Annotated in this window: 15 protein-coding genes; 5 read left to right on the top strand and 10 right to left on the bottom strand. The window is 64.7% G+C overall.

Annotation, left to right across the window (positions count from 1 at the left end; genetic code table 11):
- The first annotated feature begins 6 nt into the window (after positions 1-6).
- Both ftsZ and BSY18_RS11535 read left to right on the top strand, forming a co-directional pair.
- Positions 7-1,452, top strand: a complete 1,446-nt coding sequence (ftsZ, locus tag BSY18_RS11540) for a cell division protein FtsZ (protein WP_069050691.1) — start codon at positions 7-9, stop codon at positions 1,450-1,452.
- 138 nt (positions 1,453-1,590) lie between these two features.
- Positions 1,591-3,987, top strand: coding sequence for an SPOR domain-containing protein (locus BSY18_RS11535; protein WP_069050690.1), 2,397 nt, complete (start codon positions 1,591-1,593; stop codon positions 3,985-3,987).
- 13 nt (positions 3,988-4,000) lie between these two features.
- Here BSY18_RS11535 and BSY18_RS11530 read toward each other — a convergent pair whose 3' ends face one another.
- The 3 genes from BSY18_RS11530 to BSY18_RS11520 all read right to left on the bottom strand — a co-directional run bounded on the left by BSY18_RS11530 (position 4,001) and on the right by BSY18_RS11520 (position 7,392).
- Positions 4,001-5,335, bottom strand: a complete 1,335-nt coding sequence (locus tag BSY18_RS11530) for an ABC1 kinase family protein (protein WP_069050689.1) — start codon at positions 5,333-5,335, stop codon at positions 4,001-4,003.
- 76 nt (positions 5,336-5,411) lie between these two features.
- Positions 5,412-6,374, bottom strand: coding sequence for a radical SAM protein (locus BSY18_RS11525; protein ID WP_054134058.1), 963 nt, complete (start codon positions 6,372-6,374; stop codon positions 5,412-5,414).
- Positions 6,375-6,420: 46 nt separating this feature from the next.
- Positions 6,421-7,392, bottom strand: a complete 972-nt coding sequence (locus tag BSY18_RS11520) for a bile acid:sodium symporter family protein (protein WP_069050688.1) — start codon at positions 7,390-7,392, stop codon at positions 6,421-6,423.
- Positions 7,393-7,491: 99 nt separating this feature from the next.
- Here BSY18_RS11520 and BSY18_RS11515 point away from each other — a divergent pair, with 99 nt between their 5' ends.
- Positions 7,492-8,415: a glutaminase gene (locus BSY18_RS11515; RefSeq protein WP_069050687.1), complete on the top strand. Its 924-nt coding sequence runs from the start codon at positions 7,492-7,494 to the stop codon at positions 8,413-8,415.
- 6 nt (positions 8,416-8,421) lie between these two features.
- Here the strand turns inward: BSY18_RS11515 and mazF are convergent, their stop codons facing one another.
- Together mazF and BSY18_RS11505 are read right to left on the bottom strand one after the other, a co-directional pair.
- On the bottom strand, positions 8,422-8,754 hold the full coding sequence (mazF, locus tag BSY18_RS11510; protein ID WP_069050686.1) for an endoribonuclease MazF: 333 nt from the start codon (positions 8,752-8,754) through the stop codon (positions 8,422-8,424).
- The gene (locus BSY18_RS11505; protein WP_069051881.1) at positions 8,754-8,996 is read right to left on the bottom strand and encodes an AbrB/MazE/SpoVT family DNA-binding domain-containing protein; all 243 of its coding nucleotides are present in this window, start codon (positions 8,994-8,996) and stop codon (positions 8,754-8,756) included. The genes mazF and BSY18_RS11505 overlap by 1 nt, the downstream gene beginning before the upstream one ends.
- Positions 8,997-9,116: 120 nt before the next feature.
- Between BSY18_RS11505 and BSY18_RS11500 the strand changes: the two genes are divergently transcribed.
- Positions 9,117-9,686 (top strand): hypothetical protein, encoded by a 570-nt coding sequence (locus BSY18_RS11500; RefSeq protein ID WP_150126267.1) that lies wholly within the window; start codon positions 9,117-9,119, stop codon positions 9,684-9,686.
- On the opposite strand, the gene BSY18_RS11495 is transcribed toward BSY18_RS11500, so the two are convergent.
- Positions 9,649-10,698 (bottom strand): CaiB/BaiF CoA transferase family protein, encoded by a 1,050-nt coding sequence (locus BSY18_RS11495; protein WP_069050684.1) that lies wholly within the window; start codon positions 10,696-10,698, stop codon positions 9,649-9,651. The two genes, BSY18_RS11500 and BSY18_RS11495, sit on opposite strands and share 38 nt — an antisense overlap.
- A 390-nt stretch (positions 10,699-11,088) precedes the next feature.
- Here BSY18_RS11495 and BSY18_RS11490 point away from each other — a divergent pair, with 390 nt between their 5' ends.
- Positions 11,089-13,578: a TonB-dependent receptor gene (locus BSY18_RS11490; RefSeq protein WP_171900221.1), complete on the top strand. Its 2,490-nt coding sequence runs from the start codon at positions 11,089-11,091 to the stop codon at positions 13,576-13,578.
- Between the two features lie 134 nt (positions 13,579-13,712).
- On the opposite strand, the gene BSY18_RS11485 is transcribed toward BSY18_RS11490, so the two are convergent.
- Genes BSY18_RS11485 through BSY18_RS11470 form a run of 4 tightly spaced genes read right to left on the bottom strand, consistent with a single transcriptional unit; the run spans position 13,713 to position 17,674 of the window.
- Positions 13,713-14,684, bottom strand: a complete 972-nt coding sequence (locus BSY18_RS11485) for a type II secretion system F family protein (protein WP_054134064.1) — start codon at positions 14,682-14,684, stop codon at positions 13,713-13,715.
- A gap of 45 nt (positions 14,685-14,729) precedes the next feature.
- Complete coding sequence (locus BSY18_RS11480; RefSeq protein ID WP_054134345.1) at positions 14,730-15,701, bottom strand: type II secretion system F family protein; 972 nt, start codon at positions 15,699-15,701, stop codon at positions 14,730-14,732.
- A 57-nt stretch (positions 15,702-15,758) separates the two neighbouring features.
- On the bottom strand, positions 15,759-17,036 hold the full coding sequence (locus tag BSY18_RS11475; protein ID WP_054134065.1) for an AAA family ATPase: 1,278 nt from the start codon (positions 17,034-17,036) through the stop codon (positions 15,759-15,761).
- Positions 17,033-17,674: a CpaD family pilus assembly protein gene (locus BSY18_RS11470; RefSeq protein ID WP_069050682.1), complete on the bottom strand. Its 642-nt coding sequence runs from the start codon at positions 17,672-17,674 to the stop codon at positions 17,033-17,035. Before BSY18_RS11470 ends, BSY18_RS11475 begins: the two co-directional genes overlap by 4 nt.
- Positions 17,675-17,693: the final 19 nt, after the last annotated feature.

Below are 17,693 nucleotides of genomic sequence, written 5' to 3'. Positions count from 1 at the left end.
TAAGGCATGAGCATCACCATTGGACCGCCCACCGTCGATGAACTGCGTCCGCGGATCGCGGTGATCGGCATCGGCGGCGCAGGCGGCAACGCAATTGCCAACATGATCGCGGCGCATGTGGAAGGCGTCGACTTCATCGTCGCCAACACCGATGCGCAGGCGCTCAACTCGTCGACTGCCGAACAGCGCATCCAGCTTGGCCCCGATGTCACCCAGGGCCTGGGCGCCGGATCGCGTCCCGAAGTCGGCCGCGCGGCGGCGGAAGAAACCGTCGGCGACATCGAGGCGATCCTCGAGGGCACGCACATGTGCTTCATCGCTGCGGGCATGGGCGGCGGCACCGGCACCGGAGCAGCGCCGGTGGTGGCCAAGGCTGCGCGCGATCGCGGCATCCTCACCGTCGGCGTCGTCACCAAGCCGTTCACCTTCGAAGGCACGCGCCGCATGCGCGCCGCTGAAGCGGGTATCGCCGAGCTGCAGAAGAACGTCGACACGCTGATCGTCATCCCCAACCAGAACCTGTTCCTGGTCGCCAACCCCAACACCACCTTCAAGGAAGCCTTCCAGCTTGCCGACGAAGTGCTGCAGCAGGGCGTGCGCTCGATCACCGACCTGATCGTCAACCCCGGCCTCATCAACCTCGACTTTGCCGATATCCGTTCGGTGATGCGCGAGATGGGCAAGGCGATGATGGGCACCGGTGAAGCCGAGGGCGATGGTCGCGCTCTGGAAGCTGCCGAACGCGCAATCGCCAACCCGCTGCTCGACGGCGTTTCGATGAAGGGCGCCAAGGGCGTCATCGTCTCGATCACCGGCGGCGACGACATGCGCCTGATGGAAGTCGACGAAGCGGCCAACCACATCAAGGAACTGGTCGATCCGGACGCCAACATCATCTGGGGCAGCGCGTTCAACCCCGATCTGGAAGGCAAGATCCGCGTGTCGGTGGTTGCCACCGGAATCGATGGCGAGGCCCTGCACAACACTGAAGACTCGCGTCCGTTTTCGCTGGCTCAGGGCGGCACGCGCAGCTTCACCGCGCCGGTAGCGGCGCCTGCGCCCGCACCTGCTCCGGCCCCGGCTCCTGCGCCATCCTTTGCTGCAACGCCTGCTCCCGTGGCGGCCGATGCCGCCGAAACGCTGGATCTGGGCGTGGCCGCGCAGTCGCTCGATGATGCCGATGCCGCATCGGAGGGCGACGAACTGCTGCTCGATACCGCCAGCATGGATCCGGTGGACGAGTCGGCGCCCGTGGCTGCTGCTCCTGCTGCAGAAGCCGCTGCGCCTGCCGCCAAGGCTCCGCGCGTGGCAACCGGCGGCGGCACGCTGTTCGAGCGCATGTCGAGCCTGTCGCGCGGCGGCGCCCGCAGTGATGACGAGGATGGCGATGACGGCACCGATGCGCCGCCGCTGAACATCCCGCGCTTTCTGGGTCGCCAGAATAACCAGTAAGCCTGTCGGCCCGCCGCCCCTTTCCGGGCGGCGGGCCCAGGGTTCCCGCAAGCTGTCGAATACGCGCCACGCTCTGCCGTGTGGTGATGCGGGATGCGCTTGCAATCACTTGGTCAAGCGACGACTGACGGGATCAACATGGCATTGACCCGATTTTCCCACTGGCGTTTCCTCGGCTCGGCCGCGACCCTGCTGGCAGCGATGGTTGCCCTGGCACCTTTGCCCGTCCACGCGCAGGAAGAAGGCCCCGATGCGCCCGATGCCGGTGAAGCCGGCTATTCCTCGCTCAATGTCGCGCAGCCCAAGGGCACGCGCGAATTGCAGAACGCGCTGCAGCGGCTCGCGCTCAACCCTGCAGATATCGATGCGCTGATCGACGGGGGCAATGCGGCCTTGCTGCTGGGCGATCCGCAGGCGGCGATCGGCTTTTTCGCGCGCGCCGACGAGATGGCGCCGGGCAATGGCCGGGTGAAGGCGGGACTGGGATCGGGCCTGCTGCTCAACGAAAACCCCTATGAGGCGCTGCGCCTGTTCGAAGAGGCCAAGAAGCTGGGCGTGCCGGAATCGGTGTTCGCCTCGGACCGGGGGCTGGCCTATGATCTGGTCGGCAATTCCGATGCGGCGCAGGCCGATTACGAGCTGGCATTGCGGCGCGGCGGCGATGACGAGACGATCCGGCGCTATGCCCTCTCGCTGGGTATCTCGGGCGACCGCGCCGCTGCCGAGGCGCAGCTCGATCCGCTGCTGCGCAAGCGCGATGCCGCCGCGTGGCGCACCCGCGCGTTCGTGCTCGCGGTGACCGGCGACGCGCAGGGTGCAATCGAGATCGCCGATGCGACAATGCCCAAGCGGATGGCCGCATCGATCGAGCCGTTCTTCCGCTTCATGGGACGGCTGACCCCAGCCCAGCAGGCAGCCGCCGCGCATTTCGGCCAGTTCCCGCAAGCAGCGGCGATCGGCAAGGACGATCCGCGCAACCGCCAATATGCCTCGGCAGGGACCCCGCGGGTCCGCTCGGGCCGCGCCGATGCAGGCTTGATCCCCGCAGGCGAGCCTTTGGGGCCGGGGGCGGACAGCAAGTCGCGCAAGGTCGCCAAGGTAGACAAGTCGCAGCGGCGCAGGCCGGGCAAGCTTTCGAAGAAGGAGCGCGAGGCGATCGCGCTGGCGCAGGCTGAGGCAGCAGCCAGGCCCGTCGCCGTGCAGGCTCGCGCGCCGGGCCCGGTTCCGCCGCCCGATTTGCTGATCCCCGGGCGTGGTAGCCCGGCGCAGATTGCGTCCTCGCAGCCCGCACCGGGCACCGTCCAGCCGCTTCCCGGCCAGTCGCGCCAAGGCCAGTCGCGCCCGGCGCCCGGCACCGTGCAGCCCTTGCCCGGCCAGACGCGATCGGCATCGGCGTCGGCAACGGTCCAGCCGCTGCCCGATTCCTCGCGCGCGTCGTCCGATCCGGTCCAGCCCTCGGTTGCTACCCAGGCACCAGTCCGCGTGGCGCGGGCTCCCCGCACCAGCGGCGGGCAGACCAACGTGGTAGCTCAGGCCCCCCCGGCGCCGACGGCGGCCGATCCAGTTATACGGCAGCCGGCTACGGCCAGCGTGACGCCATCGCCCGTCACGTCGTCGCCCGCCACGCCGCCGCCGGTTGCATCCGGCACGCGGCCAGTGCTGATGGCAGGGATGACCGAACTGCCCAAGCCGGGGTTCAACTCGCTTCCTCCGGTCGGCACCTCCGGTCCGGCGGCGGCGCAGGCCAGTGTTGCCGCGCAGCCCCAGCGTCAGCCACGAGCAGCCGAGCCTTTACCGCCCGCGGTCCAGACCGTGCAAGCAACCCAACCCACTGCGCTTGCATCTGCAGGCAGCGGACAGGGGGGATTTGATCTGGCGCAGATCGGCCAGCAGCCGCGTGCCGCTGCGTCCACCCCTTCGCCGACGCCCGCACCAGCACCGACCCAGTCTGCACCGCCTGCCGCCAATCCGGTCGCGCTCGCGGCGGCGAGCCTGCCGCAAGGTGCCGGGTCGCAGCCAGCGACCCCTGCCGCTGCAGCGCCTGCTCCCGCGCGGGTCAGCCTGTCGTCGGTGATCGCAAGCATCTCAGTTCCGCCCGAAGAACTGGCCCCGGACGAGAACGCGGTCGACATCACCAAGATCAAGCCGCTGCCGCCCAAGGTCGACCCCAAGATCGCCGAGGCCAAGAAGCTGGCGGACAAGAAGGCCGAGGAAAAGAAGGCCGCGGCGAAAAAGGCCGCCGCCAAGCCCGCGCCGCCAAAGCATCCCAAGCGCTACTGGGTGCAGGTCGCAGGTGGCGCCAACCGCGCGGACCTCTCGAAGGAATGGAAGCGGCTGACCGGCGAGGCGCCTGCGCTGTTCAAGGGCAAGCAGGGCTGGTGGACGCCGCTCAACGCCACCAACCGACTGCTGACCGGGCCGTTCTCAGGCCCCAACGAGGCGCAGTCCTTCGTCAACACGCTGGCCAAGAACAAGCTCTCGGGCTTCAGCTTCACCAGCCCCGAAGGCCAGGAAGTCACCAAGCTGGGCGGCTGACCGCTGCAGCGCTCTAGAGCGCGTCGCGGATCAGCCGGTGGACGTTGAGGTTGGCCTTCAGGCGGCTGCCCAGCAGGAACACTCCGCCGATCTTGCGCTGGATGAACAGCGTGTCGACCGGGGGGATCTGCCAGAAGGTCCGTTCCTTGGCGAAGGCCATGCCCTCGTCGCGCAATTCCATCGTCATCTCGTTTGAGGTGAAGTCGAACGGCGCGTCGAGGCGAAGCGGTTCGAATGCGGTGTCGAACATGCCCAGCACCGCGACCTTGTGGTTCTCCGGAGCATCGGGATGCAGCATCCCGAGCGCCAGGCCCCCCTCGCGCATCTGGGCGAGGTCGCGGCCCAGCCCGCCGCGCAACAGGGTGCGGTAGCTGTCCGATACCCTGTCAGTCACCACCCGCGTCGCGCCGAAATCGAGCAGCACCAGCCGTCCGGTGGCCGGATCGAAGCGATAGTTGGCAAAATTGGGGTCGGTCTGCATCAGCCGGAAATCGAACAGCTCGCGCAGCAGCAGCTCGACCGCCAGCCGCACGATGCGGTCGCGGACTTCGCCATCCATGTCAGCGGTGTCCTCGATCGCGATGCTCTCGATATAGTCCATCGCCAGGATGTCGGGCGTGGTGAGGTCCGCATGCAGCGCGGGCACGTGGAAATCGGCGCTGCCGGCGAGCAGTTCGCCGAAGCGGGCAAGATGCGCGGCTTCGTGAGCATAGTCTGCCTCTTCGTGCAGCTGCGCCTTGGCATCGGCCAGCATCGGGTCGATGTAGATCCCCGGAGGCAGCAGCCCGGTGAGCTTGATCAGCGAGGCGACATTGTCGACATCGCTGTCGATGCTCTGGCGCACGCCGGGATACTGCACCTTGATCGCCAGATCGCGGCCGTCGAGCGTCCGCGCGCGGTGCACCTGGCCGATCGAGGCGGCGGCGATCGGCTTGAAATCGAAGCTCTTGAAGCGCTTTTCCCAGCCGCGGCCCCAGTTCTGGTTGAGCACGTTGCGCAACTGCCCCTGTGGCATGTGCTGCGCATCGGCGCGCAGGCGGCCCAGGATGTCGGCGAGCTCGGGCGGCAGGAAATCGCCGGTGTCCATCGACATCAACTGGCCGAGCTTCATCGCTGCGCCGCGCATAGTGGCGAGCTTGTCGGCAATCTTGCGCGCATTGGCGGGAGTCAGCAGCAGGTCGCCGACGCTGGGACGCTTGCCCTGCGCCCATTGCTTGGCGCCATCGACCAGCATCGTCCCCGCTATTCCGCCGGCCATGCTGCTGAAACCGGCGAACCGCGCGATGCGGCCGCTGGGTACGGCCTGTCCGGAAGATGAGGCGACGGAACGCGATTTGGGGGGAAGCATGCGGGGTGTTGACCTGTGGGCGTTGGCGGCATCGGGATAGAAGCGTCGCTTGGCTGCTATGTAGGTGGGCGCCCCCCTAGCTGCAACTCGCTCCGCCCAGAACGCAGAAGCGCGCGCAGTGCGGATGGTTGAGCGAGACGCTGCGCGACGCCTCGGCCAATGTCGCCCCCATGTCGAAGCCCGGATCATAGGGCAGCAATGTGCAGGCCGCCACGGTGGGGCGCTCTGCACCCCTGTGCTTCACCACCATCCGGCTGGTCGCGCACATCATCGCATCGGGGCTCTTGCCCAGAATGTCCCAGCATCCGGTGCTGATCTCGGCGATATCGGCGGATGCGTCCATCTCGGGGAACATCACGAAGCTCAGCGGATTGCCGACATCGACCGGCAGGCCGTGTTGCGCGAACAGTGCGGCAAAGCCGGCGCGCGCCCGGGCATCGCTCTCATGCGCCAGATGCCGTCCCGCGACCGCAATGGCAAAGCCGTTCGTCGCCAGCCATTGCAAGCCGTCGATCGCCTTGTCCCAGCTGTTGCCGCCGCGCTCGGCTTCGTGCACGCCCTGGGTGTAATGATCGAGGCTCACCCGGATGGTCAGCTGGCGGCCATAATGCGCATTCAGCGCCAGCAGCGCATCCTCATGCCGCCGCAACGGGCGCATCGCGTTGGACAGCACCAAAGTGGCAAATCCGCGCGACAGGCACAGCTCCAGGATCGCGATCATGTCCGGGTTCATGAACGGCTCGCCGCCGGTGAAGGCGATCTCGCGGGTGGGGAGCCCCGATGCGGCGATCTCGTCGAGATAGGCGGTGACCTCGGCAAGGCTGAGATAGACCAGCGCATCGTTACGCGGCGAGCTTTCGATATAGCAGCTCTTGCACGCGAGATTGCACAATGTGCCGGTGTTGAACCACAACGTCTCCAGCCCGGTCATCGCCACGCTGGCGCGCGGCTCGCCCTTGGCGGTGATCAGCGGATCGCGGAACTTTGCCGGGTCCAGCGGCGGAGCGTCGGCGATGGCAAAGGGGCTGGTGGGATCCATCGCCTATCTATCGCTGCGCTCTGGCCGCAGGAAAAGCAAAAAAGCGTCAGGCGTCGCGGGTTTTTGCCAGCCGTGATGCGATGGGTGCAGCAATGATCAGCTGAATCTGGTGATAGATCAGCGCAGGCAGGATCGCGAGGCCCGCCTGCGGCCCTGCGAAAAGGATCGCGGCGAGAGGCGCACCGGTGGCGATGCTTTTCTGCGACCCTGCGAACAACAGGCTGATCCGGTCCGCGCGGGGCAGGGCGATGACCCCGCCCAGCGCCCAGGCAGCGGCGATCGCGATGGCCATCATCACGCAGATGATCGCCGTGAGCGTGCCCAGCACGCCCCAGTCCAGCGCCTGCATCTGGCCGCCTGCGACCGCCGAGCTGAACGCGACATACACCGCAAGGACGATCGCGATCCGGTCGAGCACCGAAAGCAGCGCCTTGTTGCGGCCTGCCCAGGCTCCCAGCCAGCCTTGCGCCAGCTGACCCAGCGCGAAGGGCAGCAGCAGGATGGCCAGGATCCGCAGCACGGTATCGCTACCGATCGCCGCGCCCCCCCCTGCACCGATCAGCAGCGCGACCAGCAGCGGGGTCATGAAGATCCCGGCGAGATTGAGCAGCGCCGATGCCATCACCGATGCCGCGACATTGCCGCCTGCCAGCGACGAGTAGCTGATCGCCGACTGGACAGTCGATGGCAGGATGCCCAAGAACAGCAGCCCGACCACAAGCCCTTCGGGCAGCAGCCCGCCCTGCGCGCTGGCGGCGGCAAGGCCGAGGATCGGCATGAACACGAACACGAAGCCGAACATCACGCTCTGAAGCCGCCAGTTGCGCATCGCGATGACAACCTCTGCCCGCGGCAGGCGCAGGCCGTGCAGGAAGAACAGCAGAAAGATCGCCACCGAGACCGCGTGGCCGGCATACACTGCGGCCTGACCGGTGACCGGCAGCAAGGCGGCCGCCAGAATGGTCGCCATCAGCAACAGCACGAAACGGTCTGGAATGAGGCGCGCGATAATCGACATACAGACCCCCTGCTATTTTTCTGCCCCCCGTGCAACGACTTGCTTGGCAGGCTATCGGGTGCGACACAGTCGGCAGGCAGGCAGCATGGGGGCGGACGGATGGACTGGCAGGCGATCACGGCACGGATCGAGGCAGCGGTCGCGCCGCACATCGGCACCGGCAAGGTGGCGGACTATATCCCCGCGCTCGCCCGGGTGCACCCCGCCAGGTTCGGCATGGCGATCGTCCAGGGCAATGGCGAGATGATCACACTGGGCGACAGCCACGAACCGTTCTCGATCCAGTCGATCTCCAAGGTCTTCACGCTCTCGATGGCGCTCAGGCACTATGGCGAGGACGTGTGGAACCGGGTGGGACGCGAGCCGACCGGCAGCGCCTTCAATTCCATCGTGCAGCTGGAAAACGAGAAGGGCATTCCGCGCAATCCGCTGATCAATGCGGGCGCGATCGTCGTCACCGACATGCTGGTCGCCGCCAGCAACCGCGATGCGATGGTGCAGGAATTGCTGGCGCGGTTTCACCGGCTGTCGGGCGATGACACCATCGGCATCGACGAGGAGGTGGCGGAATCGGAATCGGCGACCGGATCGCGCAACCGCGCGCTGGCGCACTTCATGGCCGCGTTCGGCAACATGGCCAATCCCGTGGAAGACGCGCTGCACGCCTATTTCCGTCAATGCGCGGTGCGGATGAGCTGCCGCCAGCTGGCGCGCGCGGCTTTGTTCCTGGCGTTTGACGGCTGCGATCCGATCAACCGCGAACAGCTCGTCACCCGCGAGAACTGCCGCCGGATCAACGCGGTGATGATGACCTGCGGCCATTACGACAACAGCGGCGATTTCGCCTATCGCATCGGTCTGCCCGGCAAGAGCGGCGTCGGCGGCGGCATCCTGTGCATCGCGCCTGGCCATGGCGCGATCGCGGTCTGGTCACCGGGACTCAACGCCTCGGGCACATCGATGGTCGGCGCGATTGCGCTGGAGGAACTGGTGGAGGCGACGGGGTGGAGCGTGTTCGGGTGAGGGCCATCAAAGGCTGAGCAGCGCCTTCAGCTTGGCGCGGACGTCCAGAAGGGTCGCGACCGGTGCTTTCCCCTTGCGGGTGGCCTTGCGTGCCCGCCAGTCGACACTCTTGATCTGGTCCGCCAGAACCACGCTGCCAGTGGCATCGCCGACAGCCACTTCAAAAGCATAGCCCTTGCTGCGCGATGTCATCGGGCAGCAGATCATCATTCCGCGCTTTTCATTGTAGCTCGCGGGCGAAAGGACCAGAGCTGGTCGGTGTCCCGCCTGTTCATGTCCTGCTTGCGGATCGAACTGAAGCCAGACGATGTCACCGGCGTCCGGGACATAGGTAGCCACTACCAGATTTCCTCGCCGACCGGTGATCCGAAATCGATGTCGTCGGGAAAGGTTTCTGGTGCCATGGCGGCAAGCAGATCATCCAGATCGTAAGTGGGGACCGTCACCGGCTCGATGATGATCCGCCCGCCCTCCTCACGCATTTCGACCTCCTGATTGATCTGCATGGAAGCCGCTGCAAGTACCCTTGCGGGTATTCTAACAGACGCGCTGTTTCCCCATTTTTTGACTTGGCTCCGCATCGCTTTAACTCCGATTGAGGCTTCGAGGATAAATCGGTGCTGGTCGGGTGTCAACATATGTATCTACACGCTGATCTGCTGCGATGAACGAGACTTTAAACATTCCACAGCGATAACGTTGTGATGAATGCCATCACTCCGATAACGGCTGCCCAAGATGGCCAGCGGAAGGCTGCTGCTGTCCAGTCGTGGAACCAGCAGCGGAGTAAAATGATCGATACGTTCACCAGGTCGGAATTTGCAGTCACTCAAACGCTTCAGGTTCTAGCATCGATCGAAGGAAGAGGTGCCGGGATTAAACTCAATCCGAGCCTTCAAGGCAGATTTGCACAACTGCTCGAACTGTTCGCGCCTGCAGGTGCCTTCGCATCTGAGGGCAAAGCCATAGCCGCGCAGCTGCAGGCCGTTAGTGACAACATCGCTCTTCGCAACATGCTATGTCACGGGCGCCCCACGATGTACCACGACGATGCCGGACGTTGGATTGTTCGGCTGGAAATGCTGACTGTGGTCAAGGCGCACGCAGAGCCAAGAGAAACGCTGCTCACGCAGGAACAGGTGAAATTGACCCTTAAGGAGTTGAATTCCGTTTCAGCGATCTTGGTAAGCCGCCTCGAGCAATTGTGCAGGAATCTCGCAACTGCCAAAGGCCTCACCCCATCCGCACAGGTGGCGCCGGGGTCTCGCTGAACCGCGGGGCAGGGGCTGGTTGCAGCATCCCTGCCACTTCCACGAAGGTGCCGCGCTGCTTGTTGTGGGGATGTTCTGGCGCTTCGGTCAGGCTCAGCACCGGGGCGAAGCAGATGTCGGTGTATTCCATGATCGCGCACCATTCGTCGCGGGTCTTGGTGAGGAAAAGGGCGGTGAGCTTGTCCTTGAGCGAGACCCATTGGCGCGGGTCCATCTGGGCGTCGAACGCCGGATCGGTCAGCCCCGCCCTCTCGCGCAGCAGCGCATAGAATTGCGGCTCGATCGATCCGAGCGAGATGTATTTGCCATCGGCGCATTCATAGGTGTCATAGAAATGCGCGCCGGTATCGAGCAGGTTGACGCCGCGCTCGTCGCGCCATTGGCCGTTGGCAAGGAAGGTGTAGGTCATCGCGGAGAGTACCGCAGCGCCATCGGTCATCGCGCAATCAATCACCTGGCCCTTGCCGGTGCTGCGCGCCGACAGGATGCCTGCGAGCATGCCGAACGCCATCATCATGCCGCCGCCGCCGAAATCGCCGACCGCGTTGACCGGCGGCGTCGGCTTCTCGCCTGCGCGGCCATAACTGTGCAGCGCGCCCGACAGCGCGATATAGTTGATGTCGTGGCCCGCCAGCGGGGCGTAGGGACCCGTTTGCCCCCAGCCGGTCATCCGGCCATAGACAAGTGCGGGATTGTCGGCGAGCAGCACATCGGGGCCCAGCCCCAGCCGTTCCATAACCCCGGGACGAAAACCCTCGATCAGGCCGTCGGCCTCGCGGATCAGATCGCGCACCTGCGCAATCCCCTCGGGGCTTTTGAGATCGGCTGCGATCACCTCGCGGTTCCGGTTGAGGATATCGCGGTTGCCCGCATCGCCCACCGTGGAGCGGCTCGATGCGCGCTCGACGCGAACGACTCGGGCGCCATGATCGGCAAGCATCATCGCGGCGAACGGTCCCGGGCCGATGCCCGCCAGCTCGACGATGGTAATTCCCGAAAGCGCTCCGCCCATGTCTCTCACCCGTTTAATTAATCGATTAAAACGTCGCACGCTAACGCCCGTTTTCGGTATTGCAACCCCGATCTGCCGCGGCGTGGTGCTGCACCGCCGTAGCAAATACATCCATATGTGGCGCGAGCGCAACTTACCGTAACGTAAAGCGCCTGCTGCGCCGCAGCATAGCGAGAAATCGCAGTTTTCCGGGCATCCCAGAAACATGCAAAAAGCTGCAGATAGCATTAAAAAATTGCAATCCGGCACGCGTTGTGACAATTTTCTGACTGCACCTTGCATCGCCTGAAGAGCGGTGGGGGCAAAAGAGCAAGATCTACACTTTGCTTGTGGGAGAAGAGGATGCGCACTTTGTGGAAGCCCGTGATGGGCTTGCTTTGCACTGTCTCAATGACATCGATGGCTCAGGCGCAGGACGCGCAAGACTCCGATGCGCCTGAGCGGGAAGTCATTATTGTCACCGCCACGCTGCGCGCGGCCGACGTCCAGGACATCCCGATCGCGGTCACTGCGGTCAGCCCGGAACAGCTCGACCGGCAGAACGTTCAGGACATCAAGTCGCTGACCTCGATCTCGCCGAGCTTCAACGTCCAGTCTTCGCAGACCGAAAGCCAGGGCACCTCGATCCGCATTCGCGGCGTCGGCACCACCGGCAACAACACGGGCCTCGAAAGCTCGGTCGGCGTGTTCATCGATGGCGTGTACCAGTCGCGCCCCGGCATCGCGCTGGGCGATCTGCTCGATCTGGAGCGGCTCGAAATCCTGCGCGGGCCGCAGGGAACGCTGTTCGGCCGCAATACTTCGGCAGGTGCACTCAACCTGACCACCAAGCGTCCCAACCTGACCAAGGTGGAAGCATTCGGCAACTTCACCTACGGCAACTATGACTTCTTCAACGTGCAGGCCGGGGTCAGCGTCCCGCTGGTTAACGACCAGCTGGGTCTGCGGGTTTCGGGTGCCTATCGCAAGCGCGACGGCTTCCTGAACAGCGTCGGTGTCCCGGGCGCCGAAAGCAGCAACCGTGACCGCTATGTCATTCGCGGCCAGCTGCTGTGGGAGCCTTCATCCGATATCAGCATCCGCCTGATCGGTGACTATGCCAAGGCGACCGAGAATTGCTGCGACGCGGTGATCGTCCGCGAGACCGAGCTTCAGCCCTTCTTCGCGTTCCACGGCCTGCCCAATGACGGCGTCGCGGTGTTCGGCCAGTCGGCGCTCAACAACCTGCAGACCAACAGCCAGCAGTTCCTCAACAACACCGAGCAGTACGGCTTTTCGGGCGAGCTGAAATGGGATCTTGGCCCGGCGCAGATGACCTATATCGGGTCGTATCGTCACTTCGAGGCGGAGTCGGCGCAGGAATCCGACTTTGTCAGCCTCAACCTGTTCAGCACCGGCCGCGGCTCGACCGCAGCGGCTGGCTTCCCCCGGACCGGTGGCCCGATCAAGACCATGACGCATGAGCTGCGCTTCCAGGGCAGCGCCTTCAACGATGCGCTCGATTTCCTGATCGGGGCTTATTATTCGGACGAAAAGATCGACGAGGTCCAGTCGATGACGCTGGGCACCGACTATCAGCGTGCGGTCAGCGCCGGTAACTTCGGCAATCTGGCAGGCGTCAATCCGCTGTTCGCGCTCACCGCGCTGGGCAACGGCGGCGTTCCAGTCAATGCGGCGGGCAACTTCGCGGTCAACCGCTTCCGTCAGGATGCCGAGAGCTTCTCGATCTTCACCCACAACGTGTTCAACATCACCGACAATCTCAGCCTCACTTTGGGTGCGCGCTATGTCGATGAAAAGAAGCAGGGCAGCTTCGACCAGCTGGCGGCAAACTCGCCGGCCTGTCAGGCGATCGTCAACGGCGTGATCACCGGTGCTGTGCCCGCCGCCTTGCGCGGCGGCGCGCTGGGCGCGACCTGCTTCCCGTTCGCCACCTCTGTGGGGCTTACTGTCCCCGGTACCGGCGGCACCGTGCTGGCCAGCACCATCCCGGGCCTCCCGCTGCCGCGCGAGTTCAACCGGGTCTTCAAGGATGACGAGCTGACCTACACCGCGCAGATCGCGTACAACACCAACAACGGCTTCCTGGCGTATGCCGGCTTCAGCCACGGCTTCAAGTCGGGCGGCTTCAACCTCGACCCGGCAGCTGCCGCCAACGGAGCCAACCCGGCGTTCAACTCGGAAAAGGTCGATGCCTATGAGGCGGGGATCAAGACCGAGTTCGCCAATGGCCGCATCCGTGCCAACCTGGCGCTGTTCCATATGGACATGACCGACTTCCAGGTGCTCGAATTCACCGGCGTGCAGTTCCAGACGTTCAACGTGGCAGCCGCCAAGTCGACCGGTGCGGAACTGGAAATGTTCGGTCAGTTCGACTCGGGCATCTCGGTCAATCTGGCGGTCACCTATGCCGATGCGCGCTATCCTCGCAACTGTGCCAATGGCGTGGTGGGCAACGCCGCAACGCTGCAGACGGTGCGCAGCCTGTGCGGTGCGGATCTCACCAACGCGCCCAAGTTCACGGGCGTGGCCGGCATCACCTATGACAACCAAATCACCGATTCCGGTTGGAAGATGCTCGCCAACTTCAACATCAACTATTCGGACGATCGCCGCACCAGCACGTCGCCGCTGGATACCAACGGCCTTCCGATCCCGCTCGACATTCAGGAGAGCTATTTCAAGATGAACGCGCGGCTTGGTTTCACCACGCCCGATGACCGCTTCTCGTTCGAACTGTGGGGCACCAACCTCAACAACGAGATCACCCGCGGCATCACCGCCAACACCCCGCTGCGCGGTGGTGCAGGCACCCGCTCGCGCATCGGTTTTGTCGAGGAGCCGCGGATGTACGGCATCACGCTGCGGGCGAAGTACTGATTTGAGAGATTGATGGGGGACACTGGCTGACGGCAAGCCTGCAAGGGCAACACTTTCAGCCGGTGTACATCAGTGACCTGGGGCGATTCCGTTATGCGGGATCGCCCCTTTTTTATGTCACGCGATCGGCCGCGTCACTGCTTGGCGAAGGCGTCGGCGATCGAACAGGCTGCCGGACCCAGGATGACGACGAAGAGCGTCGGCAGGATGAACAGGATCAGCGGCACGGTCATGATCGCGGGCAGGCGGGCGGCCTTTTCCTCGGCGCGCATCATGCGCTCGTTGCGGAACTCGGCCGACAGCACACGCAGCGCGGACGCCAGTGGCGTGCCGTATTTTTCGGTCTGGATCATGGTGGTGACCACCCCGCGCACCGAGTCCAGTGCCACGCGATAGGCGAGGTTCTCGAACGCCTGGCGCCGTTCGGTGAGGAAGGCGAGCTCGATCGCGGTCAGCGCGAACTCGTCGCCGAGCTCGGGATAGGCGCGGCCCAGTTCCTTGGCGACGCGGTTGAATGCGGCATCGACGGTGAGACCGGCCTCGGCGCAGATCACCAGCAGATCGAGCGCGTCGGGCAGGCCCTTGCGGATGGCATCGGTGCGCTTGGAGATGATGTTCTGCACGAACAGGTCGGGCGCCTTGTAGCTCAGCAGCAGGATGGTCGCGAACAGGCCGAACTTCTTCATCGGCGTCCAGTCGGGGACCAGCACGCCCAGGCCATAGATCAGCAACGCGGCAAGCCCGCCCAGCGCGATCGGCAACACCATGCGGCCAAAGATGATTGCAACCGCGACGTCCTTTGAGCGGATACCTGCCTGCGCGAGCTTCTGCTGCGCCGATTTGAGCTGCTCGTCCTGGAGCACGCGCAGCGATTGCAGCGTGCTGCGCATCTTGTCGGTGGTGTCGCTCTTGTGGACAATGCGCGTGCGCTTCTTGGCGGTGGATGCGGTGATCCCTGCCTTCAGCTGCTCGCGCCGCTCGCTCAGCGCCTTGACCCGCTTGGCCATGGGATCGCGCACGGTGGTGGCGGCATAGATGGCAATCATCACGGCAAGCGTCGCAACCGCTGCAAGCAGCGTGGCGACAAAGATCACGTCGACCCCCATCAGGGTAGGATTGGCTGCGTCAGGCACGGTTCCCTCTTCCCCCGATCAGATTTCGAAACTGACCATTTTGGCCATAATGAAGACGCCGATGCTCATCCAGAGCAGCCCGCCGAGTCCGGCGATCATCAGCCGCTCTTCACTGAAGAAGCCGGCCAGATATTCGGGGTTCACCCACCAGATCATGATGAACACCAGGAACGGCAGCGATCCCACGATATAGGCCGACGCCTTGGATTCGGACGAAAGCGCGCGGATCTTGAGCTTCATCTGCGCACGCGAGCGCAGCACCGCGCCGAGGTTGGACAGCGTCTCGGCGAGGTTGCCGCCGGTCTCGCGCTGGATGGCGAGCGTGATGCAGAAGAAGTTGAATTCGGGCGTCTGCAGGCGGTTGGCGCTTTCCTGCAGCGCATCTTCCATCGAGCGGCCGATCTTGATCCGCTCGGTCACCAGCTTGAACTCCTCGCCCACCGGGCCGGGGATTTCCTTGGCGACGACCTGCAGCGTCTCGGTGACGGGCAGGCCCGAGCGCAGGCCGCGCACCAGCAGATCGATGGCATCGGGAAAGTGCTGGGTGAACTTATTGAGACGGCGCTTGATGAAATGGCCGACGACCATGTGCGGCAGGCCGAAGCCCAATGCCGATCCGATGAACAGGCTCATCATCAATTGACCCGACCGCATATAGATAAGCAGCGCCACGATCAGCCCAAGGCCGATCACGACCTGACCGAACTGGACGACGGTCCAGCTCTTGCCGGTCATCGCCAGCCTGCGAGCCAGCATCTGGACCTTGGTCAGATCCTCGCCGGCCTGGTTGAACCGCGGCTTGCGGTTGGCGATCGCCTTGCGCATCTGCGCCTCGACCTTGGCGCTGGCATTCTCGCTATAGCGTTCGCGCACGGCCAGAATGCGACGCTGCAGTTCCTTGCGGGCGTTGGGTCCGCCAAACGCCATCGCTATCAGCGCGATAACGCTCAGGAGGCCGCCGGCCAACAGCAATGTCTGCACCATGTTCATGCGCATTCCATCCGCATTGTGGGGCCGCAGCGTTCCTGAAGGACGCCGCGGGCCCGGTTACTTCTTGCCGGGCTTGCTCGGCAGCAGCGACTTGAAGTCGCCGAACTTGCCGAGCAGCGATTTCTTCGCTCCGCCGGTATCCTTCTCGGCAGCGACTTCTTCCTCGGCCATGCCCAGGCAGCGGTCGGTCAGCGACTTCATCACCGCGCCCGCCTTGGTCGACTTGCCCGCCTCACAAAAAGGCTGGCCCAGCTTGGCAGCCTGCGCCGCAGTCTTGGGGTCGGCGGGGATCAGGAAGTCGATCTTGCGTTCGATCGTGGTCTCGAAATCGGCGCGGCTGATCTCCAGCGCGGCCGGCTGCACCTTGTTGGCGACCACCAGCACCCGCGCTGCCGGCGCGTTGCTCTTGAGCCAGGCGAGCAGGCGGATCGCATCGCGTGCCGATGCCAGCGTCAACTCGGTGACCAGCACCGCGATGTTGGTTTCGGACACCAGATGCGGATAATCGATCAGCATCTGGCGCGGCAGATCGACCACGGTGTTTTCGAAGGCGTGGCGGAACTCTTCCTGCAGCTGGAAGAACGCGGTGCCATCGGTGATCAGCGGCGAGCTGATCGGCGCTTCGGCCGAGAGGATCGACAGTTTGTCGTTGGCCTTGATCATTGCGCGTTCGATGAACAGCCCGTCGATGCGGCTGGGATTGTCGATGGCGTCGGTCAGGCCGCGGCCCGGTTCCAGATCCATCGTCAGCGCGCCGGTGCCGAAGTGCAGGTCGAGATCGAGCAGCGCGGTGGTGTGCCCGGCATTCTTGCTGAGCTGCCAGGCGAGCGAGGTCGCGACAGTCGATGCCCCCACGCCGCCGCGGGTGCCGATGACCATGATGCCGACATGCGCGCGCTCGGCGGTGGCTTCACCGGCCTTGGGCGCGTTGAGCATGGCCTGCGCCTGCAGGATGGTGTCGCGGATATGGTCGGGGCCCACGGGCTTGAGCAGATAATCGTGCAGGCCGCTGGCGATGAGATCGCGGTACAGGCGCACGTCGTTGACCTGGCCCATGGCGATCACCACGGTGCCGGGCTCGCAGACTTCCGCCAGCGCGTTGATGTCGTTCAGCGGGTCGCCCGATTCGGACAGGTCGACCAGCAGGATGTTGGGGCTCGCGGTGATCGAGAGCGACTGCACCGCGTTGCGCAGGCCGCCCTTGTTGCACTTCTCAGGCGGCCAGCCCATGTTGATGGCCATCGCGCGGACTATGTCCAGCGTAGGCTCGTCGCAGATATAGGCGGCAAACTGGTCGCGGGTCGCGGCCATGCCAGGCTTCCACGGTGCGTTCACTGCGATCCTCCCTGCTGGGTAGAGCCCTGTTTCAATCCCTGCGCGCCGGTCGGCGGAGCTTCGCGATACTGCTTGATCGCAGCGTCGGAGCGCTGCGTGGCGACCGTGCCGCTGCCCGGCTCGCCGCGCACCAGATCTTCCTTGTTGGCGACCATCGATGCCATGTTGGCATTGACCGAACAGCCGTAGTTGCTGCTGGTCGCGTTGCGATAGTTCATCTCGAGCTTGGTCTGCCAGTCGGGGCAGCCGGTGACGCTGGCGGTGCTGCGGGTCACGACGACGCGGATGGTGCCGGGTGCGATCTCGCCGGTGGTGACCGGGGCGACATCATTCACCAGCAGGCCGTGGCGCGAGGCGGCAGCCTCGACCGCCGACTTGACCACGACGTTGCGGCCCGCCGGATCGTCAACCGCGACGCGATCGCCATAGCCCAGGTCCATCGCCTGGAACCATTCGGCGAGGCGCCTTTGTTCCTGCGTGGGCAGAGAGCCGCCCTGCGCGTTGAGATCGAGCGTGTAGTTCGATCGCGACACGATCGGCTGGTGGACGCTTTCCAGCGAACGGTTGCTGGCCATATTGCTACAGCCGGACAAGGTCAGGACGGCCGCTGCTGCGATGGCTGCATGATAAGCGCGCATTGATAGTCTCCTCAAGGGC

The organism is Blastomonas sp. RAC04 (genome assembly GCF_001713435.1).
In the GTDB taxonomy this organism is placed as follows: Bacteria; Pseudomonadota; Alphaproteobacteria; order Sphingomonadales; family Sphingomonadaceae; genus Blastomonas; species Blastomonas fulva.
Note: the sequence above shows the minus strand (reverse complement) of the source record. Positions and strands in the feature narration are given on the sequence as shown.